Source organism: Methylobacterium nonmethylotrophicum (assembly GCF_004745635.1).
Taxonomy (GTDB): Bacteria; Pseudomonadota; Alphaproteobacteria; order Rhizobiales; family Beijerinckiaceae; genus Methylobacterium; species Methylobacterium nonmethylotrophicum.
The window spans coordinates 149,344-170,335 of the sequence record NZ_SRLB01000015.1 but is presented as its reverse complement, the minus strand read 5'-3'; the positions used below and the strand labels follow the sequence as shown (position 1 = coordinate 170,335).

General features: G+C 72.6%; 17 protein-coding genes. 10 read left to right on the top strand and 7 right to left on the bottom strand.

Annotation, left to right across the window (positions count from 1 at the left end; all coding sequences use genetic code 11):
- Positions 1 to 210: 210 nt before the first annotated feature.
- The 6 genes from sucD to EU555_RS20960 form a co-directional block, all read right to left on the bottom strand.
- Positions 211 to 1,095 (bottom strand): succinate--CoA ligase subunit alpha, encoded by an 885-nt coding sequence (gene sucD / locus EU555_RS20985; RefSeq protein ID WP_135417175.1) that lies wholly within the window; start codon positions 1,093 to 1,095, stop codon positions 211 to 213.
- 18 nt (positions 1,096 to 1,113) lie between these two features.
- On the bottom strand, positions 1,114 to 1,488 hold the full coding sequence (locus tag EU555_RS20980) for a hypothetical protein (protein WP_135417174.1): 375 nt from the start codon (positions 1,486 to 1,488) through the stop codon (positions 1,114 to 1,116).
- Positions 1,489 to 1,494: 6 nt separating this feature from the next.
- Entirely contained in the window at positions 1,495 to 2,691 is a 1,197-nt protein-coding gene (sucC, locus tag EU555_RS20975; RefSeq protein ID WP_135417173.1) for an ADP-forming succinate--CoA ligase subunit beta, read from the bottom strand.
- A 76-nt stretch (positions 2,692 to 2,767) separates the two neighbouring features.
- Entirely contained in the window at positions 2,768 to 3,730 is a 963-nt protein-coding gene (mdh, locus tag EU555_RS20970) for a malate dehydrogenase (RefSeq protein ID WP_135417172.1), read from the bottom strand.
- Positions 3,731 to 3,980: 250 nt separating this feature from the next.
- Positions 3,981 to 4,667 carry a TetR/AcrR family transcriptional regulator gene (locus tag EU555_RS20965; RefSeq protein ID WP_135417171.1) on the bottom strand — a complete coding sequence of 229 codons (687 nt, stop codon included), beginning with the start codon at positions 4,665 to 4,667 and terminating at the stop codon, positions 3,981 to 3,983.
- Positions 4,668 to 4,755: 88 nt separating this feature from the next.
- Positions 4,756 to 5,316, bottom strand: coding sequence for a DUF533 domain-containing protein (locus EU555_RS20960; RefSeq protein ID WP_135417170.1), 561 nt, complete (start codon positions 5,314 to 5,316; stop codon positions 4,756 to 4,758).
- Between the two features lie 388 nt (positions 5,317 to 5,704).
- On the opposite strand from EU555_RS20960, the gene EU555_RS20955 reads away from it, so the two are divergent.
- The 6 genes from EU555_RS20955 to EU555_RS20930 all read left to right on the top strand — a co-directional run bounded on the left by EU555_RS20955 (position 5,705) and on the right by EU555_RS20930 (position 13,063).
- A complete protein-coding gene (locus EU555_RS20955) occupies positions 5,705 to 7,471 on the top strand; it encodes an SLC13 family permease (RefSeq protein ID WP_135417169.1) in 1,767 nt (588 codons plus the stop codon).
- Between the two features lie 93 nt (positions 7,472 to 7,564).
- On the top strand, positions 7,565 to 8,716 hold the full coding sequence (ccmI, locus tag EU555_RS37500) for a c-type cytochrome biogenesis protein CcmI (protein ID WP_135417168.1): 1,152 nt from the start codon (positions 7,565 to 7,567) through the stop codon (positions 8,714 to 8,716).
- 197 nt (positions 8,717 to 8,913) lie between these two features.
- Positions 8,914 to 9,414 carry a cytochrome c maturation protein CcmE gene (gene ccmE, locus EU555_RS20945; RefSeq protein ID WP_135417167.1) on the top strand — a complete coding sequence of 167 codons (501 nt, stop codon included), beginning with the start codon at positions 8,914 to 8,916 and terminating at the stop codon, positions 9,412 to 9,414.
- 168 nt (positions 9,415 to 9,582) lie between these two features.
- A complete protein-coding gene (locus EU555_RS20940; RefSeq protein ID WP_135417208.1) occupies positions 9,583 to 11,580 on the top strand; it encodes a heme lyase CcmF/NrfE family subunit in 1,998 nt (665 codons plus the stop codon).
- Between the two features lie 17 nt (positions 11,581 to 11,597).
- Positions 11,598 to 12,065 (top strand): cytochrome c-type biogenesis protein, encoded by a 468-nt coding sequence (locus tag EU555_RS20935; RefSeq protein WP_135417166.1) that lies wholly within the window; start codon positions 11,598 to 11,600, stop codon positions 12,063 to 12,065.
- Positions 12,062 to 13,063, top strand: coding sequence for a P1 family peptidase (locus EU555_RS20930; RefSeq protein ID WP_135417165.1), 1,002 nt, complete (start codon positions 12,062 to 12,064; stop codon positions 13,061 to 13,063). Before EU555_RS20935 ends, EU555_RS20930 begins: the two co-directional genes overlap by 4 nt.
- A gap of 256 nt (positions 13,064 to 13,319) precedes the next feature.
- Here the strand turns inward: EU555_RS20930 and EU555_RS20925 are convergent, their stop codons facing one another.
- Entirely contained in the window at positions 13,320 to 15,821 is a 2,502-nt protein-coding gene (locus tag EU555_RS20925; protein WP_135417164.1) for an esterase-like activity of phytase family protein, read from the bottom strand.
- A gap of 179 nt (positions 15,822 to 16,000) precedes the next feature.
- Between EU555_RS20925 and crcB the strand changes: the two genes are divergently transcribed.
- The 4 genes from crcB (at position 16,001) to EU555_RS20905 (ending at position 20,972) form a co-directional block, all read left to right on the top strand.
- Complete coding sequence (gene crcB / locus EU555_RS20920; protein WP_205820967.1) at positions 16,001 to 16,375, top strand: fluoride efflux transporter CrcB; 375 nt, start codon at positions 16,001 to 16,003, stop codon at positions 16,373 to 16,375.
- Between the two features lie 132 nt (positions 16,376 to 16,507).
- Positions 16,508 to 16,861, top strand: coding sequence for an Rdx family protein (locus EU555_RS20915; RefSeq protein WP_135417163.1), 354 nt, complete (start codon positions 16,508 to 16,510; stop codon positions 16,859 to 16,861).
- A 57-nt stretch (positions 16,862 to 16,918) separates the two neighbouring features.
- Positions 16,919 to 19,519, top strand: a complete 2,601-nt coding sequence (locus EU555_RS20910; RefSeq protein WP_135417162.1) for a sensor histidine kinase — start codon at positions 16,919 to 16,921, stop codon at positions 19,517 to 19,519.
- Positions 19,520 to 19,658: 139 nt separating this feature from the next.
- Positions 19,659 to 20,972, top strand: a complete 1,314-nt coding sequence (locus EU555_RS20905; protein WP_135417161.1) for an adenylate/guanylate cyclase domain-containing protein — start codon at positions 19,659 to 19,661, stop codon at positions 20,970 to 20,972.
- Positions 20,973 to 20,992: the final 20 nt, after the last annotated feature.

The following is a 20,992-nucleotide window of genomic DNA, read 5'->3' as shown; positions in this document are numbered from 1 at the left end:
CTGCTATCCGCGCTGGTCGATCGGAGCGCCGGCTTCTCGGGCCCGGTTGGGGCGGGAGCGTGGCGGGCGATCGACGGTGGAGCGCCCGGGGACCGGACGCGGAGGGTGCGTTACGAACTCAGGAGAGGTGACGTTTGCTGGCGATGTGGGTGCGGGACCTCGATCCCGCACGCCACGCCTGCCATGCGCGAGGCGAAGGTCCGACGGGCTTCAGCCCTTCAGGACCTCGACCAGGGTCTTGCCGAGGCGCGCCGGCGACGGCGAGACGCGGATGCCGGCCTCCTCCATGGCGGCGATCTTGTCCTCGGCGCCGCCCTTGCCGCCCGAGATGATCGCGCCGGCGTGCCCCATGCGGCGGCCGGGGGGCGCCGTGCGGCCGGCGATGAAGCCGACCATCGGCTTCTTGCGGCCGCGCTTGGCCTCGTCACGAATGAACTGCGCCGCCTCTTCCTCGGCCGAGCCGCCGATCTCGCCGATCATCACGATCGACTCGGTCTTGTCGTCGGCCAGGAACATCTCGAGCATGTCGATGAACTCGGTGCCCTTGACCGGGTCGCCCCCGATGCCGACCGCGGTGGTCTGGCCGAGGCCCTCGTTCGAGGTCTGGAACACCGCCTCGTAGGTCAGGGTGCCGGAGCGCGACACGATGCCGACCGAGCCCGGGCGGAAGATGTTGGCCGGCATGATGCCGATCTTCGACTCGCCGGCGGTGACGATGCCGGGGCAGTTCGGGCCGATGAGCCGCGACTTCGAGCCCTCGAGCGAGCGCTTCACCCGCACCATGTCGAGGACGGGAATTCCTTCCGTGATGCAGACGATCAGCGGGATCTCGGCGTCGATCGCCTCGCAGATCGCGTCGGCGGCGCCCGGCGGCGGCACGTAGACCACCGAGGCGTCGGCGCCGGTGGCGGCCCGCGCCTCCTTCACGGTGTCGAACACCGGCAGGCCGAGATGGGTCGCGCCGCCCTTCCCCGGCGAGGTGCCGCCGACCATCTTGGTGCCGTAGGCGATCGCCTGCTCGGAGTGGAAGGTCCCGTTCTTGCCGGTGAAGCCCTGGCAGATGACCTTGGTGTTCTTGTCGATGAGGATGGACATTGAAGTCTGAACTCCGGATTAGGCGGCGTGCATCTGGCTGATTTTGTCGGAGAAGGACCGGACCAATCTCCAGACAGCAAAGAAGCTAACGATCGAAGATGGAAAGAGCACGAGGCTCAGAATAATCGTCGATCGCGCAGTGCTGTCGTTATCGATGGCCTCGTCCCCTAAGTACACGGGTGGAGCGTCTATCACGGCTGAACACTCGGCGAACATCCAGATCGGGAGCAAAGCCAGGACCACGAGCGTGATCCTTCCAGCCACGATCCCGACCCGGAGGCCGGCCAACCACCGGATCCCCCAGACGACACCCAGGACGATGGCGACCATGGATGCCATTAGGAGAGCGGGGAAGACGACCAGGAGGACGAACAACCCCACCTCGGCACTCATGCGCCGTCAGCCCTTGCGCACCGCCGCGACGATCTTCTGCGCCGCGTCGTCGAGGTCGTCGGCCGGGATCACGTTGAGGCCCGACGAGCGGATGATCTCCTTGCCCTTCTCGACGTTGGTGCCCTCGAGGCGCACCACCAGCGGGACCTGGAGGCCCACCGCCTTGACGGCCGCGATCACCCCGTTGGCGATCACGTCGCATTTCATGATGCCGCCGAAGATGTTGACCAGGATGCCCTTCACGTTCGGGTCGGCGGTGATGATCTTGAAGGCCGCGGTGACCTTCTCCTCCGAGGCGCCGCCGCCGACATCGAGGAAGTTCGCCGGCTCCTCGCCGTAGAGCTTGATGATGTCGAGGGTCGCCATGGCCAGGCCCGCCCCGTTCACCATGCAGCCGATGGTCCCGTCGAGCGCGATATAGGCGAGGTCGTACTTCGAGGCCTCGATCTCCTTCTCGTCCTCCTCGGTGACGTCGCGCAGCTGCACGATCTCCGGGTGGCGGTAGAGGCTGTTCGAATCGAACGAGATCTTGGCGTCCAGGCACTTCAGGTGCCCGTCCTTGGTGACGATGAGCGGGTTGATCTCCAGCATGCTCATGTCCTTGGCGGTGAACGCCCGGTAGAGCTTGGCGGTCAGATCCTCCGCCTCCTTGGCGAGCGCGCCGGTCAGGCCGAGCGCCTTGGCGACCGCGCGGCCGTGGTGGGACATCACGCCGGTGGCCGGATCGACCGAGAAGGTGATGATCTTCTCGGGCGTGTCGTGGGCGACCTGCTCGATGTCCATGCCGCCCTCGGTCGAGACCACGAAGGCGACCTTGCCGGTCTCGCGGTCGACGAGCATCGAGAGGTAGAACTCGGTCTCGATGTCCGAGCCGTCCTCGATGTAGAGGCGGTTGACCTGCTTGCCGGCCTCGCCGGTCTGCACCGTCACGAGGGTGCGGCCGAGCATCTGCTCGGAGAAGGCCTTGACCTCGTCGACCGACTTGGCGAGGCGCACGCCGCCCTTCTCGCCGGCCTCGGCTTCCTTGAACTTGCCCTTGCCGCGGCCGCCGGCGTGGATCTGGGACTTCACGACCCAGAGCGGGCCGCCGAGTTCCTTGGCGGCGGCCTCGGCCTCGCTGGCCTTGAAGATGGCGCGGCCGTTCGAGACCGGCAGGCCGAACTCCTTGAGGACGGCCTTGGCTTGATACTCGTGGATGTTCATGGGCGGAAAGCTTTCTTTGATCGGGCGGCCGGGGCGGGCGACGGCGGCGCGGACACCCCGCGCCGCCGATCAGGCCTTACGCCAGCGCGCCGTTGATGCCCTTGCAGGCCTCGACCAGGCCCTTCACGGAATTGACCGACTTCTCGAACATCGCCTTCTCCTCGCCGGAGAACGCGACCTCGACGATGCGCTCGACGCCGTTCTCGCCGATCACGATCGGCACGCCGATGAACAGGCCGTCGACGCCGTACTGGCCGGTAAGGTAGGCCGCGCAGGGCAGGACCCGCTTCTTGTCCTTGAGGTAGCTCTCCGCCATCGCGATGGCCGAGGCCGCCGGCGCGTAGAAGGCCGAGCCGGTCTTGAGCAGGTTGACGATCTCGCCGCCGCCTTTACGGGTCCGCTCGACCATGGCGTCGAGCTTCTCCTGGCTGGTCCAGCCCATCTTGACGAGGTCGGGCAGCGGCACACCGGCCACCGTCGAGTAGCGCACCAGCGGCACCATGTCGTCGCCGTGGCCGCCGAGCACGAAGGCGGTGACGTCCTCGACCGAGACCTGGAACTCCTCCGCCAGGAAGTGGCGGAAGCGGGCCGAGTCGAGGACGCCGGCCATGCCGACGATCTTCTTCGGGTCGAGGCCGGAGAACTTCTGCAGCGCCCACACCATCGCGTCGAGCGGGTTGGTGATGCAGATCACGAAGGCGTTCGGGGCGTGGGTCTTGATGCCCTGGCCGACCGCCTCCATCACCTTCAGGTTGATGCCGATCAGGTCGTCGCGGCTCATGCCGGGCTTGCGCGGCACGCCGGCGGTCACGATCACCACGTCGGCCCCGGCGATCGCGCTGTAGTCGCTGGCACCGCTGTACTTGGCGTCGAAGCCGTCGACCGGAGCGGACTCGGCGATGTCGAGGCCCTTGCCCTGCGGCACGCCGTCGGCGATGTCGAACAGCACGACGTCGCCCAGCTCCTTGAGGCCGGCGAGGTGCGCGAGCGTGCCGCCGATCTGTCCAGCGCCGATGAGCGCGATCTTCTTGCGTGCCATGTGAGAACCGATCCTTCGCGGTGTGGTGGAACCGTCGGGGGCCGGGGTCCGCTCGCGAGGAGCCCGCGCCGGCGGGTGCCTCTTTGGCGAAAAAAGCCGGAGCCGACAACCCGAAGGCCTCGCGCGAGGCGCCGAGCTGCCGTTACGGCCGCGCTCGCGGGAGGTCGGGTGATCGGATTTCAGATGTCTTATCAGGTACTTGTCCGGGCACGCACCGGAGCGTTACATTTCCGTCGCTTTGTCAGCGCCCCTAGAGGGTCCCGATACGCAGGATCCTGAGCATCGCCCGGATGATTGCCCCGAGGCGGGCCTCGATCAGGTCGCGCGGCACCTCGGCGTCGAGCTGGATCGAGACCGGGTGCAGGAAGCGATGGCTGGTGTCGAAGATGAAGGCCAGTCCCCGCTCGCGGTCGCGCAGCGAGAAGGTGCCGGCATTCATGCCCTCCTCGATCACCCGCTCGACGAGCTGGCGCAGGCGGCCGCGGTGGCGCCGCGCGATCGGCCTCGACTCGACGGTGGCGTCGCGGTGGACCGCGAACAGGTGAGGGTCGCGCGCCAGCACCTCGCGCTGCATCGAGGCGAGCGCGAGCAGCAGGCGCTCGAGCTTGTCGTCGGCGGGGTCCGGGGCGTCCGCGATGGCGCCGAGCTCGGCCTCGACCTCCCGCAGCCAGCGGCCCGCCACCGCGTCGACGAGGGCGGTCTTCGACGGGAAGTAGCGGTAGACGTTGGCGTGGGTCATGCCGGCTTCCGCCGCGACCCCGACCACGGTGACCTGCCGGTGGCCGAGGCGGCGCAGGTGGTCGGCCGCGATCGCGAGAAGCCGCGCATCCGCGGAAGGCGGCGCCGCCCGGGCGCGCGGCCCCGGCCCGGCCGGAAGCGGCCCGTCCGCCGGGTGCGTCTCGTCGCGGGGCTGGGCGCCGGGGCGGCTGCGGGGCATGAAGACTTCGGCTGACCGGGAGATCGTGCGGCGGTCGCGCCAGGGTAGCGGCGGGTCGGCGGCGCGAGAAGCCCCGCCGCACCGCGGGTCAGACCCGGTAGCGGCGGTGCAGGCTCGCCACCACGTCCTCGGCCAGTCCCAGGCGCTCGGCGAGGTAGGCCAGATACAGCTGGTTGACCCGGCGGCGCTGGTCGACGGCGAGGAGCGAGGCGATGTAGGCGTGGGCGCCGAGGTCGGCCTCCTGGATCGCATCGAGGAGGTCGCCGAGCGCCAGCGGCGCCGCGAGCGCCTTGTCGAGGCGCTGGCGCTCGGCCTCCGCGGCACTGATCCGGGCGAGCGCATCACGGACCGGTGCCGGGTCCTGCCGGCGCCCCTGCGCCAGGAAGGCCGCCGCCATCGCCTGGATCACGAGGTCGCGCTGGGCCGTCTCCAGCACCCGCAGGTTCAGGGTCAGCGGCACCAGGGTCTGGTGACGGTTCTGCAGGAAGGCGTGCAGCACCTTCTGGGCCAGGGCCTCGGTCACCACCGCGTCGGCGCGCCCTGCCCGCCGGTCGCGCCGCGAGGCCCGCGCCTGGGCGGCCGCTGGTTCCTCGGCCTCCTCGGCCGGGTCGCCGCGCCCGAAGGCGCGGGCGAGGAAGGCGAAGCTCACGCGGGGCTGCTCACGGTCGGGGTTTCTCGGGCGATCGGTCCGACACCAACGTACGGGCGCCCGCCGGGCTCCATCGGATCAGCCCCCGGCGATGGGGCGCAGGACCGGCCCGTCGAAGTCGAACGCGGCGATCGTGAGCCGGCCGGGCCTGTGGACGCGGTCTTCCATGATGAGGCTCCCCAGGGGCAGCTCGGAGCCTAGACGGCGCGCCCCGGCGCGGAAAGGCGGCCCTTCGCGCAACTCTCGTCCCACCCGGCCCTGGGCGGGGCGCCGCGCCACCCAATCTAGGGAGGCCCGATACCCCGCACCAGGATCATCGCCCCGGCATGACACGCCCCCGACCGTCCATCCGGAGTCCTCGCCGGAGTCCTCGCCGGAGCCCCCGCGCATGACCCTCGACCAGGGCCTCGCCTTCGGCCTCATCGGGGTCACCGTCCTGCTCTTCGTCTGGGGCCGGCTGCCCTACGACCTCGTGGCGCTGCTCGCGCTGGTCGCCGGCGTCGCCCTCGGGCTGGTGCCGGCCTCGAAGGCCTTCGACGGCTTCGCCGACGACGTGGTGATCATCGTGGCGAGCGCCCTGGTGATCTCGTCCGCGGTGTCCCGCTCCGGGGTCGTCGAGAGCGCGATGCGCCCGCTCCTGCCCTATCTGCGAAAGCCCCGCCAGCAGGTGCCGGCGCTGGCCGGCGCGGTGATGGGCCTGTCGGTCTTCACCAAGAACATCGGGGCGCTCGCCATCTTCATGCCGGTGGCGCTGCAGCTCGGGCGCAAGACCGGCACGCCGGCCTCGCTCCTCCTGATGCCGATGTCCTTCGCCTCGCTGATCGGCGGCCTCGTCACGCTGGTCGGCACCTCGACCAACATCATCGTCGCCAAGGTGCGGGCCGACGTCACCGGCCAGCCGTTCGGAATGTTCGACTTCACGCCGGTCGGCCTCGGCCTCGCGGTCGCGGGCCTCGCTTTCCTGAGCCTCAGCTACCGGCTGCTGCCGCGGGACCGGCGCCCGGCCGGCTCGCTCGCCGCCGCGTTCCGGATCGAGGCCTACACGACCGAGGCCTGCCTTCCGGCGGAATCGCCCCTCGTCGGCGCCACGGTGGGCGAGCTGGAAGCGCTCGGCGACGGCGACGTGACGGTGGCCACCATCATCCGCGAGCGCTTCCGCCGCTACGTGCCGGGCCCCGACTGGCAGCTTGCCGCCGACGACGTCCTGCTGCTCGACGGCGAGCCGGAGGATCTGGAGCGCCTGGTGGCGCGGGCCAAGCTCGTCCTCGTCGGCAGCCAGAAGATCGAAGGCGACGTCGCGGTGATCGAGGCGGTGATCCCGGACGGCTCGGCGCTGGCCGGCACCACGGCTGCGGGAGTCGATCTCGCCGGCCGCCACGGCACGGCCCTGCTGGCGGTGAGCCGCAGCGGCGCGGCGATCACCCGGCGCATCGGCAGCGTGCGCCTGCGCGCCGGGGACGTCGTGGTCCTGCGCGCCGAGCCCGACCGGCTCGCCGACGTGCTCGCCGAGTTCGGCCTCTTGCCGCTCGCCGAGCGCAAGCTGGCGCTCGGCCACAGCCGCCGCAGCTACATTCCGATCGCGGTCCTGGCCGGCGCGATGGCGCTGGTCGCGCTCCACCTCGTGCCGGTCGCGATGGCGTTCTTCGGCGCCGCGGTGCTGCTGCTGGTCCTGCGGGTGATGACCATGCACGAGGCCTACGAGACCATCGAGTGGCCGGTGATCGTGCTGCTGGGGGCGCTCATCCCGGTGAGCGACGCGGTGCGCGCCACCGGCGGCACCGACCTGATCGCCGGCGCGCTCTCGCACGCGATGCAGACCGTGCCGCCCATGCTGGCGATCGGGCTGCTGCTCGTCGCCGCCATGGCGGTGACGCCGTTCCTCAACAACGCCGCGACGGTGCTGGTGATGGGGCCGATCGGCGCCAGCCTGGCCCAGAAGCTCGGGCTCGACCCGGACCCGTTCCTGATGGCGGTGTCGGTGGGGGCGGCCTGCGACTTCCTCACCCCGATCGGCCACCAGTGCAACACCCTGGTGATGGGCCCGGGCGGCTACCGCTTCGGCGACTATGCCCGCCTCGGCCTGCCGCTTTCCCTCACGGTGATCGTGATCGGCACGCTGCTCATCAGCCTGTTCTGGCCGGTCGCACCGCGCTGAAGGGGCGGGCAGGGTCCGGGATGGCCGGCGCGTGACACCGTGTCGCCACGTCGGCGAATCGTGTCGCTCCGGCCCGGGCGATACAGAAGTGGCATGACGGCGATCTGGTTCATCTTCGCGCTCATGACCGGCCTGGCGGTGCTCGCCCTGCTGTGGCCGATGTCGCGCCGCCCGGCGCTGGCGGCGGCCGTGCCGGAGGGCGAGGCGCGGATCGCCACCGAGACCGGCTTCTACCGCGACCAGCTGCGCGAGATCGACCGCGACGCCGCCCGCGGGCTCCTGGCCGAGCCTGAGGCCGAGGCCGCGCGGGCGGAAGCCGCGCGCCGCCTCCTGCGGGCGAGCCGCGAGCCCGGCCGGCCGGCCGGGGCTTTCGGCGAGCCGGCCCTGCGCCGCCGCCGCGCGGCCTCCGCCTTCGCCCTCTCGACGGTGCCGCTCGTCGCGCTCCTCATCTACGGCCTATACGGCTCGCCGGACCTGCCGGCCCAGCCGCAGGCCGAGCGCCTGGCCCATGCGCGGGCGGCCGGCAACGACCTCGCGGCGGCGGTGACGCAGATCGAGGCCCATCTCGCCAAGGCGCCGGAGGACGGCCGCGGCTGGACGGTGCTGGCCCCGGTCTACCTGCGCCTCGGCCGCGTCGAGGACGCGATCAAGGCCTACGAGAATTCCCTGCGGATCCTCGGCGACGATCCCGGGCGGCTCGCCGATTACGGCGAGGCCCTGGTGGCGGCGGGCGACGGCGTCGTGTCCTCCAAGGCCCGCGACGCCTTCGAGCGGGCGCTCAAGCAGGATTCCAAGGCGGTCAAGCCCCAGTTCTACCTCGCCCGCGCCGCCGAGCAGGACGGCAACCGCGGTGAGGCCCGCACCCGCTACGCGGCGATGGCCGCCGCGGCCCCGCCCGAGGCGCCCTGGCTGCCGATGGTGCGGGACAGCCTCGCGCGCCTCGACGGCACCGCGCCCGCGGCCGCGCCGGCCACCGGTCCCGCCATCGGCGAGGAGCAGCGCGGGATGATCCGCGGCATGGTCGAGGGTCTGGCCCAGCGCCTCGCCGAGAAGGGCGGCACGCCGGAGGAATGGGCCCGGCTGGTGCGCTCCTTCATGGTGCTGGGCGAGCGGCCGAAGGCGGAAGCGGCTCTGGCGCAGGCGCGCACCGCCCTCGGCGGGGATGCGGGCCGGCTCGCGCCGGTGGAGGAGGTGGCGCGGGAGACGGGACTGGGCGAGGCGGCGGGTGCGAAGGCGGCGCCTTGAGGATCGCGGCGGACGAGCGCATGAACCCTCCCCCCTCTGCGGGGGAGGGTTCGGGTGCGCCTCACCCTGCCGCGCCGCCAAAGCTCTGCTATAGATAGACAACCAACAGAGCCGGTCCCGCGCCGGCCACCCCCGGGAGACGCCTCTCATGCCCCTCGCCACCCCCCTCCCCCATCGCTGGCCGTAAGATCCCCGCCATGACGCGCCGGCGCCGCCGTTCCGTCCTCATCCTCGTCTGCGGCGTCGTGCTGGCCGCCGCTCTCGGGCTCGTCCTCTCGGCGATGCGCGACACCATCGTGTTCTTCCGCTCGCCCACCGAGGTCGCGAGCCAGAAGGTCGCGCCGGGCACGCGCTTCCGCCTCGGCGGCCTGGTCGAGGCCGGCTCGCTCAAGCGCGAGGCCGACGGCAAGGTCGCGTTCAGCGTCACCGATACCGGCTCGACGGTGGCGGTGCGCTACCGCGGCCTGCTGCCCGACCTCTTCCGCGAGGGCCAGGGCGTGGTGACCGAGGGCGTGCTGGAGCCGGACGGGACCTTCCGCGCCGACACGGTGCTGGCCAAGCACGACGAGACCTACATGCCGCGGGAGGTCGCGGACGCCCTCAAGGCGCAGGGGCGCTGGCAGGAGGGCGGCGCGGCGGCGCAAGGGCAGCCCGGACAAGGGCAGCCCGGACCGGTCTCGCGCACGGCGGTGAAATAGTCCCGCCCCGTGCGGCGGAAGGTCTTGCGGCGGAAGGTCTTGGCGGCGCACAGGACGAAGCGGATTACGATGCCGCCGCGATCCGCCGCGGCAGGAGGCCGGGCCGGGAGGGCCGTCGACCGATCTCCCGTCCCGATGGACTTAAACGCTTACCGAAAGGTCGCCCTGGTGCTGATCGAGGTTGGTCACTACGCCCTCGCCCTGGCGCTCGCCCTGTCGCTGACGCAGATGGTGATGCCGGTCTGGGCGAGCCGCGCCGGCGACCCGGTCCTGCGCGGCGTCGCGGTGCCGGCCGCGCTCGCCACCTTCGCGTGCATCGCCTTCGCCTTCGCGGCGCTCACCTACGCCCACGTCACCTCGGACTTCTCGGTCCAGAACGTCGTCGAGAACTCGCACTCGATGAAGCCGCTGATCTACAAGATCTCCGGCGTCTGGGGGAACCACGAGGGCTCGATGATGCTCTGGGTGCTGATCCTGGCGCTGTTCGGCGCCGTGGTGGCGCTCGCCCGCAATGCCGTGCCGCCGACCCTGCGGGCCAACACGCTCGGCGTGCAGGCCGCGATCACGGCGGTGTTCCTGCTCTTCATCCTGACGACCTCGAACCCGTTCGCCCGGCTGAACCCGGCCCCGATGGAGGGGCGCGACCTCAACCCGCTGCTCCAGGATCCGGGCCTCGCGATCCATCCGCCGCTGCTCTATCTCGGCTATGTCGGCTTCTCGATCACCTTCGCGTTCGCCATCGCGGCCCTGATCGAGGGGAGGATCGACGCCGCCTGGGCTCGCGCCGTGCGGCCCTGGACCCTGGCGGCCTGGTGCTTCCTCACCGTCGGCATCGCCATGGGCTCGTACTGGGCCTATTACGAGCTCGGCTGGGGCGGCTGGTGGTTCTGGGATCCGGTCGAGAACGCCTCGCTGATGCCGTGGCTCGCCGGCACGGCGCTCGTCCACTCCACCGTCGTGATGGAGAAGCGCGACGCCCTCAAGGTCTGGACGGTGCTGCTGGCCATCCTGACCTTCTCGCTGTCGCTGCTCGGCACCTTCCTGGTGCGCTCCGGCGTACTCACCTCGGTCCACACCTTCGCCACCGATCCGGCGCGGGGCACCTTCATCCTCGGCATCCTGGTGCTGTTCATCGGCGGGTCGCTGGCGCTCTACGCCTGGCGCGCGCCCACCTTGCGCCAGGGCGGCCTGTTCGCGCCGATCTCCCGCGAGGGGGCGCTGGTGATGAACAACCTCTTCCTGTCGGCGGCCTGCGCCACCGTGCTCGTCGGCACGCTCTATCCCCTGGCGCTGGAATCGCTGACGGGGGAAAAGATCTCGGTCGGGCCGCCCTTCTTCAACCTGACCTTCCTGCCGCTCGCGGTGCCGCTGCTCCTCGTGGTGCCGTTCGGCCAGACGCTCTCCTGGAAGCGCGGCGACCTCGCGGCGGCGAGCCAGCGGCTGTTCGTCGGCTTCGCGCTCGCGCTGGCTGTGACCCTGATCGCGATCGCCGTCACCTGGGGCGGGCCGGTCGGGGCGCCGCTCGGCATCGGGCTCGGCGCCTACCTGATCCTGGGCGCCGCCCTCGAGATCGTCACCCGGGCCAAGGGCAAGACCCTCAGTCTGTCGCTTCGCCGCGCCGCCGGCCTGCCGCGCTCGGCTTGGGGCACCGCGCTGGCGCATGCCGGCGTCGGCGTCACGGTGATCGGCATCGCGGCGCAGGCCTGGAGCGTCGAATCCCTCGCCACCCTGCCCCGCGGCGGGGAGCTGCGCGCCGGCCCCTACGTCGCGGTGCTGGAGGGTGTCCTGCCCCGCACCGGTCCGAACTACACCGAGACCGTGGCCCACCTGACCATCCGCGAGGGCGGCGACCCGGTCGGCGTGCTCCAGCCGGGCAAGCGCTTCTACGCCTCGCGCAACATGTCGGTCAGCGAGGCCGGCCTCCTGACGGTCGGGGCGAGCCAGGTCTATGCCAGCGTCGGCGAGACCGGGGCCGACGGCAGCGTCGGCATCCGCCTCTACTACAAGCCCCTGGTGCTGCTGATCTGGCTCGGCGCCGTGGTGATGGCGCTCGGCGGCGGCCTCTCCCTCACCGACCGGCGCTTCCGGGTCGGCGCCCCGGCGCTCAAGCCCGCGGCCCGCGACGCGGCCGGCCCGGTGCCGCCCCACTCGGTCCCTGCAGAGTAGGACGATCAGTAGCCCCGATGCGCGCGCTCCGTTCCGCCCTTCTCGCCCTGGCACTGCTGATGCCGGCCGCCGCCGGCGCGGTGCAGCCCGAGGAGGTGATGAAGGATCCGGGCCTCGAATCGCGGGCCCGGTCGATCTCGGCCGGCCTGCGCTGCCTCGTCTGCCAGAACCAGTCGATCGACGATTCCGACGCGCCGCTCGCCCGCGACCTGCGGCTGATCGTGCGCGAGCGCCTGCGTCAGGGCGACAGCGACGGCGCGGTGGTCGATTACGTGGTTCAGCGCTACGGCGAGTTCGTGCTGCTGCGCCCGGTGCTGGCCTGGCACACCGCCTTCCTGTGGCTCACGCCTGCGCTCGTGGTCGGCCTCGGCGGCCTCGCGCTCTTCGTCGCCGCCCGGCGTCGCAAGCCCGCCCCGCCCCGCGCGCTCTCGGCCGCCGAGGAAGCCGCGGTCGCCGACCTGATGCGCCGGGCCGGGCCGCGGTGAGCGGCAGCCTCACCGACATCGCGGGCATCCGCGTCGGCCACGCCGAGGACACCCGCGCGCTCTCCGGCGTCACCGCGATCCTGTTCGACGCGCCCACGGTCGCCGCGGTCGACATCCGGGGCGGCGGGCCCGGCACCCGGGAGACCGACCTCCTCGATCCCGAGCGCACGGTGCCGGGGATCGACGCCCTCGTCCTCTCCGGCGGCTCGGTCTTCGGGCTCGACGCCGCCTCCGGCGTCGTCGCCCGGCTCGCCGAGACGGGACGGGGCTTCGCGGTCGGCCCGGCCCGGGTGCCGATCGTGCCGGCGGCGATCCTGTTCGACCTCCTCAACGGCGGCGACAAGGACTGGGGCTCCTTGTCGCCCTACCGCGACCTCGGCTACGCCGCCGCGGCGAGCGCCAGCGCCGGGCCGGTGGCGATGGGCTCGGTCGGGGCCGGGCTCGGGGCCCGCACCGCGACCCTCAAGGGGGGCCTGGGCAGCGCCAGCGCCCCGGTCGAGGGTACGGCTGCCCGCGTCGCCGCCCTGGTGGCGGTGAACGCGCTCGGGCGGGTCACGGTCGGGGACGGGCCGCATTTCTGGGCCGCGCCCTTCGAGGTCGGCGACGAGTTCGGGGGCCTGGGGCCGGCGCGGACGATCCCGCCCGACGCCTTCGCCTGGCCGATGAAGCCGATGCCCGGCGCCAACACCACGCTCGCGGTCGTCGCCACCGACGCCCGCCTGACCAAGGCGGAAGCCCGCCGCCTCGCCGTGATGGCGCAGGACGGCCTCGCCCGGGCGATCGTGCCGGCCCACACCCCCCTCGACGGCGACCTCGTCTTCGCCGCCGCCACCGGCACGGTGCCGCTCACCGACCCGGTCGGCGACCTCGCGCGGCTGGGCGACGCGGCGGCGCGGGTGCTGGCGCGGGCGGTGGCGCTCGGCGTCTACCATGCGAGCGCCCTGCCGGTGGCGGGGGCGCAAGGAGCGTGGTGGGACCGGTTCGGAGGGCGGGGGTAAGACAGCGCGGTCTCCGACGGGCATCGGGCTTGCCGAAGCCTGGAAGACTATATGTGCAGAAATTCGAGTCTCCGCGTCATTCCGGGGCTCGCCGACGGCGATAACCCGGGATCCATAAACGCTGATATTGAAGAATGAGGCGTTCGGTGTTCCGCTTCGTGCTGTAACGTCGGCGGTTATGGATCCTGGGTTCTGCTGCGCGGCCCCGGAATGACGATGAAGGATGTCAGTTTCTTCGACTGTCTCGGACAGACGCTCAGAACTGATACCGCAGCCCCGCCGTGACCCCGTGCGCCACCCCGGCCCGGGTGCCGATCGCGGCCTGGTAGTCCACCCGCCAGCCGAGGCGGTCGGTCAGGCTGCCCTGGAGGCCGAAGCCGGCGGTGACGAAGTCGGATGTGAGGAAGGGGATCGCGGCGGTGGCCACCGCCAGCGGGCTCTGGACGCTGGCCAGGCGGAAGAGGCCGCCGCTCTGCTGCGGCCCGAGGCCGAGATTGTAGGCCGCCCGCACCGACGGGATGACGCCGCCGAACCCGGTATAGGCGAGTTCGGCGCCGAAGCGGGCGGTGGTCTGGAGCACGCTGAGGCCGCCATAGGCCACGTTGTTGCCCGCCGCCCCCTGCTCGGTGAAGCCGCCGATCCGGGCCGAGAGGTGGGAGAGGCCTGCGAACGGCGTCAGCCGGACCGCGTCGCGGTCGAGGATCAGGCCGGCCTCGCCGTCGAGGGCCAGCGCCGAGCCGGAGGCCTTGGCGTCGGCGGTCAGGCCGTAGGCGGCCGGGCGGCGGATGTCCGAGAAGTCGATGAGCGGCGCGCCGCCGACGATGGCGTGCGCATAGAAGGCAGGGCCGTAATAGCCGCCATAGGCCGCGACCGTGAAGGCGCTCTGGTCCTGGCGGAAGCCCTGGCCGCGGGAGAGCGAGCCGCCACCCCCGCCGACCGCGAGGCCGGCCCGCCACGGGCCGGTGAGCGGCAGGTCGAAGCCGGCCGAGCCCTGCGCGATGGTGCGCTCGACCGTGAGGCCGCCGTTGCGCGGCAGGTCGGCGAAGACGAAATCGCCTCCGACCCAGAGCGCCGGGCCGCCGGTGCCCCAGGCCGCCGGGCCCGGCAGGCCGGCGCCGCGGCGCAGGGCCGAGAGGTGGTCCTGCACGCTGCGCGTCGCGGAGGCCGCGACGCCGAGCGCGCCGGCGCCGAGGCTCTGCAGCACCGTCGGCGCCGTCGCCTTCATCACGGCGAGCGAGAGCGGATCGACGTAAGTGGGCAGGGTCAGCCGGTAGGCCAGGATGACGCTGTCGTTGGTGATGCCGGCGTCGTAGGCCTGGCCGTTGATGACGCCCTGGCGGGTCAGGAAGTCGTTGTCGTTGCCGACGAGCAGGAAGTAGTCGTTGGGCGCCCGCTCGCTCAGCACCGGCACGAGCCCCATCGCCTCCCACTTCTCGGACAGCGTGGTCTGGGTCGCCGGGCTGGTGGTCAGGTTCATCCCGAAGCGGTTGAGCTGCACCGGGTTGAGGATGTTGACGACCTCGGTGGTCTGCACCGGGGTGATGCCGGCGCGCAAGCTGCCGTTCGGCGCGAGCGGCGTCGTGCCGTCATAGGCGCTGCCGGCGATGTTGGTCGCGCTCGCGGTGTCGACGAGGAGCACGCTCTTGTAGACGATCGGCGTGGTGGTGCCGGTGCCCAGCCCGTTCGAGTCGCGCGACAGGACCAGGAACTGGGTGTCGTTGAGCGCCAGCATCTCGCTCTGAGCCGCGGTGCGGTTCGACGCGGTGCCGTTGCCGTTCTGCTGGTAGACCGGCAGCTGCAGCACGTATTCGCGGGTCGGCGCCGCCGGCGTCGGGGTGCCGGAGATGTCGTAGTAGAGGATGCGGGTGTTGGCGCGCTGCTGCTGGTTCGGGCCCGAATCCTGCAGCGTCGCGCTCTGCAGGATGGTGACGAGGCCGCGCCCGTCGGGCGTGAGCGCCAGCGCCTCGAGGCCCTGGTTGTTGCGCCGGCCCGTATCGGGCGGGTTGAGCGAGTTGAAGTTGAGCTGCCCGTTCGTCACCGGCTGGAGCGCCGCCGGGATGCCGATCAGGCCCTGCAGCCGGCCGTCGCGGCTGAAGTAGTAGATGGTCGGGCCGTACTCGTCGCTGACGTAGAACGAGCCGTCGAGGCGCCGCGCCAGGCCCTCGGCGTCGAGGCTGATGCGCCCGGCGCTCGGGCCGGTGGCGGCCGAGGGCAGCACGGAGCCTGCCTGCGTCGTGGTGCCGGCGCCCGGATCGAGGCCGCTGAAGCGCTGGCCCCTGGCATCGGTGAGCACGATGCCGCTGTCCGGCGTCAGGGTGATCTGGCGCTGCGAGCCCGTCGCCTGCGGCAGGGCGGCGCTGCCCGTGTAGGGCGTGAAGCTCAAGGTGAAGCGGTTGAGGCGGCCGGCATAGTCGCTGAACAGGCCGCCATCCGGGTTGTTGTAGCCGCGGTCCGGCAGCGTGTAGAGCGTGCCCGTATAGGTGTCGCCGTTGCGCCGCCAGGTCGAGAGGTCGACGGCGAGCGAGGAGAACGAGCCGAGCGTGTCGCCGAGGAAGTCCCGGGTGGTCGCCGACAGGCGGGCCACGCCCTGGAGGCCCTGGTTGACGATGGTGGCGCCGCTCGCCGTGACCGAGACCGGCCCGTCGACGGCCTGCAGGTTGGGCACCCGCGCCTCGATCGACTGGGCCTGTGCGGCGAGGCTCGCCCCCGCGACGAGGCCGCCGGCCGCGAACGCGGTCCGGATGATGGTGCTGGTCACGATTCGCCCCCGGCTGTCGTTGCGGCAGATTTGGGGCTGGTCCGTAACAGTCTCGTGTCGGAGTGTGGCTTTTCTGCATCGACGGGAACCCGCTGCGGCGCGCGGGCCACGGTTGCGCCTCGAACGATCGCGCCGTACGCCGCCGCGTGCCAGAACGGCCGCGCAAGGCGCGGAGGCGGATGGTGAGCTACCTGGTGGTCTTTCTCGGGGCCGGCCTCGGCGGGGCGCTGCGCCACGGCGTCAATCTCTGGGCCGCGCGGGCGGGCAGCGGCTTCCCGTTCGGCACGATGGCGATCAACATCGTCGGCTCGGTGCTGATGGGGGTGCTCACCGGCTGGTTCGCCGCCCGGGGCGGGGTGCCGCAGGCCTGGCGGCTCTTCCTCACCACCGGAATTCTTGGCGGCTTCACCACCTTCTCGACCTTCTCCCTCGAGGCTTTCCTGCTGTGGGAGCGCGGCGCCCACGCGGCGGCTCTCGCCTATGTGGCGGTCTCGGTGGCGGCCGGCATCGCCGGCGTCGCGGTGAGCCTCCTGGTCCTGCGCCAGCTCGCCTGAGCCCGGCGGGGATCGCCTGAAGCGCTCGCCCTCGTGTTGCGTGGGATCGTCGCTCCCCGGCCGGTGACGCTGCGGCTCGTCGCCGAGCGTGGTTGACAAGCGGGCGGGATCCGGGCCGGAGTCGCGGCCGAGATGAGCGACACCGATCCCCCTCCGGATTCCGAGGCCAGCGCGCTCCCCGCGCCGGCTCAGACCGGCTCGGCGCGAGGACGCGCGCCCCGGATCGCCATCACCTACTGCACGCAGTGCAACTGGCTGCTGCGGGCCGGCTGGATGGCGCAGGAGCTGCTCTCGACCTTCCGGGAGGCGTTGGGCGAGGTGGCGCTGATCCCCGGGACCGGCGGCGCCTTCGCGATCACCTGCGACGACGCCCTGATCTGGGAGCGCAAGCGCGACGGCGGGTTTCCCGACATCAAGACGCTCAAGCAGCGGGTGCGCGACCGGATCGAGCCCGGCCGCGACCTCGGCCACATCGACAGGGCGTGACGCCTTGACCATGCCGCGTCGCCCGCGCGCACCAGGACCGATGCCGGGATTGCTCGCATGATCCGCCGCCGGCTCAACGCCCTGCGACGGGACGGGCTGTCGACGCAGGTCTACCTCGTCGCCCTGGCGATCGCGCTGATCGGGCCGGGGCTGCTCTTCACCGCCGTGCTGCTCGGCCGCTACGCCGCCCTGGAGCGGATCCGCTTCGAGCAGGATGCCCGCGAGAGCGTGCGCGGCATCGCGCTCAGCATCGACCGCGACATGGCCGGGCTGGTCTCGGTGCTGCAGACCCTGGCGGCCTCGCCGCGGCCGCAGCGCGAGGACTTCGGCGAGGGCGGACTCGACGGGTTCGAGCGCCAGGCTCGGGCCGTGAAGGAGACGACCGGCCTCGACCTCTCGCTGCGCCGGGCCGACGGGACCCAGCTCGTCAACACCGCCCTGCCCCCCGGCGCGCCGCTGCCGCAGGATCCGCGCGCCGAGGATGCCGAGGTCCTGGCGACGCAGCGCCCGGTGATCGGCGGCGTGCGGGCGGGCGGCGGCGGCCGGCCGCCGACCTACGACGTGGCGGTGCCGGTGATGGCCGAGGGCGCCCCGCTCTACGTGCTCAGCGTGACGGTGCCGGTGGCGCGGCTGCACCAGATCCTGGTCCACGACCTCGCGCCCGGCTGGACCACCGGGATCATCGACCGCAACGGCCTGCTGCTCGCCCGGTCGGAGGATCATGCGAGCCTGGCCGGCCAGCCGATGCAGGCCAGCTTGCGCAGCCACCCGAGCGCGGCGGCCGACATCTGGGAGGGGATCGACCGGCGCCGGCGGCCGGTCCTCTACGTCGAGACCACCGTCAAGGGGACGGGCTGGACCGTCGGCGCCAGCATCCCCAAGCAGCGGGTCGAGGCGCCCCTGCGCCGCTGGGTCCTGGCCTTCGGCGGATTCGGGCTCCTGGCGCTCGCGGTGTCGTCGGTCCTGGCGGTGCGGCTGTGGGCGCGGGTGGCCGAACCCCTGCGCCAGCTCGCTGGCGCGGGCGGAGCCCTCGCCGCCGGCCAGCCGGTGCCGCGGGTCTCGTCCCCGATCCGCGAGATCCGCCAGCTCGCCGACGCGCTTGCCGACGCCTCGCAGAGCCTGCGCCGGCGCATCGCCGAGCGCGACCAGGCCCTCGACCAGCAGAGCCGCAGCCTCGCCGCCCTGCGGGAGAGCGAGGCGCGCTTCCGCCACATGGCCGATTCCGCCCCGGCGCTGATCTGGATGACGGATGCCGAGGGCGAGGTCGTCTTCGTCAACCTGCACTACGGTTACCTGTTCGGCCGCTCGACCGAGACGCTGGCGGGGGGCCGCTGGCGCGAGATCATCCACCCGGACGACCTGCCGGGCTTCGAGGCCGCCTTCGCGGCGGCCTTCGCGGAGCGCCGTCCGTTCCGCTACGAGACCCGCGTGACCGACAAGCACGGCGCGACGCGCTGGATCCTGTGCGAGGGCGTCGCGCGCCTCGACGATCACGGCCGCTTCCTCGGCTATACCGGCTGCAACGTCGACATCACCGAGGCGAAGGCCGCCGAGGCCGCCTTGCGCGAGGGCGAGGAGCGCCTGCGCCTGGCGCTCGCCGCAGGGCGGCTCGGCACCTGGGAGATCGACCTCGCCTCGGGCCAGCACCGCCTCTCGGCCCGCTCCGCCGAGATCTTCGGGGCCGCGCCGCTCTCCCGCGAGGCCTGGACCCGCACCGTGCACCCGGAGGACCGGGCCCGGATCGAGGCGGCGCTCGCCGACCTGCTGGCCGGGGTGGCCGAGTACCGCACCGAGTTCCGGATCCGGCCGGACGCGGCGTCTCCGCGATGGGCCGGCGCCCGCTGGGTCAGCGCCCAGGCGATCGTGCAGCGCGATGCCGGCGGCCGCTCCCGCCGGGTGATCGGCATCCACCAGGAGGTGACCGAGCGCAAGCGCGCCGAGGAGCACCTGCGCCTCCTGGTGCACGAGCTGAACCACCGGGTGAAGAACACCCTCGCCACCGTGCAGTCGATCGCGATGCAGAGCCTGCGCGGCCTCGGCGGGCCGGCGGTGGAAGGTGCCAGGATCGACGCCGCCAAGGCGGCCTTCGAGGCCCGGCTGATCGCGCTCGCCCGCGTCCACGACGTGCTCACCCGCGAGAGCTGGGAGGGGGCGGAGCTGGCCGAGGTGGTCAAGGATGCGCTCGCCCCCCTCGACGGGCCGGGTGTCGCCCCGCCGGACGGCCGGGGGACGCCGCCGCGCTTCGTGGTCGATGGCCCGCCCGTGCGCCTGCCGCCCCGCATCGCCCTCTCGATCGCCATGGCGCTGCACGAGCTCGCCACCAACGCCGTCAAGTACGGCGCCCTCTCGGTACCGTCGGGCCAGGTCGCCCTGTCGTGGAATGTCGCGGAGGGGCGGCTCTCGCTGCGCTGGCAGGAGCGCGGCGGACCGCCGGTCGTCCCCCCGAGCCGCACCGGCTTCGGCTCCCGGCTGATCGAGCGCAGCCTCGCCCGCGAGCTCGACGGCACGGTGAGCCTGACCTTCCCGCCCGAGGGCGTGGTCTGCACCATCGTGGCGCCGCTCGACGAGGCGCCGGCCGACGCGCCGGAGGCCGGGCCGCCGGAGATCGCGGACGGGAGACCGGGACGGGACGGGCGCCGGGCGGCCGGCAGCGCCTGACGTCCGGGCCAGTGAGTCAGGCCGACGCGGGCGGGGCTCGGCGCGGGCGTAGGCCGGCCGGTCGATTGCAGCCGGCAGCGTCGTGCCCATATTGCCCGGAGCCGCAGGCCCGTCCGCGCCCGGCGCCGGACGACCCCGCATGACCTCGGACATCACCCCTGCGGCCCGCCCGCGGCGTCCGCTCCTCGCGCGGCTCGGCCTCGTGCGCACCCGGGCCGCGCTGACCACCGTCGGGGCGGCGCTGCTGCTGCTGGTCGGCTCCGCCAACGGCCTGCTGCTCGTCTGGCAGAGCAGCGTGCAGCACCGCATCACCCACACGCTCTCGGTCAACCGGATCCTGATGCAGGTGCTGGCCGACCTGCTCGACAGCGAGACGGGGCAGCGCGGCTACCTCCTGACCGGCGACCCGGCCTTCCTGGTGCCCTACACGGCGGGGCTCGCCCGGGTCGCCGCGGAGCTGCCGCTGCTCGAGGCCGAGCTGCGCAGCGCCGCGAGCCAGGAGAACCGGATCGCCGCCCTGAAGCCCGCCATCGCCCGCAAGTTCGCCGAGCTCGACCGGACCCTCGCCCTCGACCGCGCCGGCGACCGCGAGGGCGCGCTCGCCCTGGTGCGGGCCGGCGAGGGCAAGGCGGAGATGGACGGGATCCGCCGGATCATCGAGGCGATACGCGCCGAGGAGGACGCGCTTCTGCTGGGCTACCAGCGGCACGACCACCGGATCGAGACGATGGTGGGGATCGGCAGCATCGTGTCGGTCGGCATCATGGCGCTGCTCGCGGTCCTGGCGCTACGCGAGGCCGCCCGGCGGGCGGCCCTGTCGCGCTTCCTGCCCGCGGAGCTGGCGCCGCTGCTCGAGCGCGGCGGCAGCCTGGCGCAGGGCGGCGGCCTGCGGTTCGGCGAGCGGCGCCATGCGGCGATCGCCTTCGTGGACATGCGCGGCTCGACCGCGATCGCCGAGCGGGCCGATCCCGAGACGGTGGCGATCCTGATGACGGGCTTTCGCCGCTGCGTCGCCCAGGCCGCCCGGGAGACCGGCGGCGTGATCGACAAGTTCATGGGCGACGGCGCCCTGGTGGTGTTCGGCGTGCCGGAGGCGCGGGCGAACGCCGCCGCCAGCGCCCTCGCCTTCGCGGGGAGACTGGAAACCCTGGTCGCCCGCTGGAACGCCGACTCGGCGCAAGCACCCGTGCGGATCGGGATCGGGGTGCATTGCGGCGAGGTGTTCGTCGGCGTGGTCGGGGACGACGACCGGCTCGAATTCACCGTGCTGGGGGACGCGGTCAACGTCGCGGCGCGGCTCGAACAGGCGACGAAGACCTTCGGGACGACGATTCTGGTGTCGCAGGCCGCCCTCGACGCGGCGCGGGCCTCCGGCACGGAGTGGCACGAGGTCAGCCGCTCGGCCCTGCGGGGCCGGCAGGAGGCTTTCCCGATCTACGGCCGTGCGGCGTGAGACCGCCGGCGGCTCAGCGC

Coding starts and splice junctions, on each gene's coding strand:
- sucD (WP_135417175.1), bottom strand. CDS start 1,095: ATGTCCATCCTCATCGACAAGAACACCAAGGTCATCTGCCAGGGCTTC.
- EU555_RS20980 (WP_135417174.1), bottom strand. CDS start 1,488: ATGAGTGCCGAGGTGGGGTTGTTCGTCCTCCTGGTCGTCTTCCCCGCT.
- sucC (WP_135417173.1), bottom strand. CDS start 2,691: ATGAACATCCACGAGTATCAAGCCAAGGCCGTCCTCAAGGAGTTCGGC.
- mdh (WP_135417172.1), bottom strand. CDS start 3,730: ATGGCACGCAAGAAGATCGCGCTCATCGGCGCTGGACAGATCGGCGGC.
- EU555_RS20965 (WP_135417171.1), bottom strand. CDS start 4,667: ATGCCCCGCAGCCGCCCCGGCGCCCAGCCCCGCGACGAGACGCACCCG.
- EU555_RS20955 (WP_135417169.1), top strand. CDS start 5,705: ATGACCCTCGACCAGGGCCTCGCCTTCGGCCTCATCGGGGTCACCGTC.
- ccmI (WP_135417168.1), top strand. CDS start 7,565: ATGACGGCGATCTGGTTCATCTTCGCGCTCATGACCGGCCTGGCGGTG.
- ccmE (WP_135417167.1), top strand. CDS start 8,914: ATGACGCGCCGGCGCCGCCGTTCCGTCCTCATCCTCGTCTGCGGCGTC.
- EU555_RS20935 (WP_135417166.1), top strand. CDS start 11,598: ATGCGCGCGCTCCGTTCCGCCCTTCTCGCCCTGGCACTGCTGATGCCG.
- crcB (WP_205820967.1), top strand. CDS start 16,001: ATGGTGAGCTACCTGGTGGTCTTTCTCGGGGCCGGCCTCGGCGGGGCG.
- EU555_RS20915 (WP_135417163.1), top strand. CDS start 16,508: ATGAGCGACACCGATCCCCCTCCGGATTCCGAGGCCAGCGCGCTCCCC.
- EU555_RS20910 (WP_135417162.1), top strand. CDS start 16,919: ATGATCCGCCGCCGGCTCAACGCCCTGCGACGGGACGGGCTGTCGACG.
- EU555_RS20905 (WP_135417161.1), top strand. CDS start 19,659: ATGACCTCGGACATCACCCCTGCGGCCCGCCCGCGGCGTCCGCTCCTC.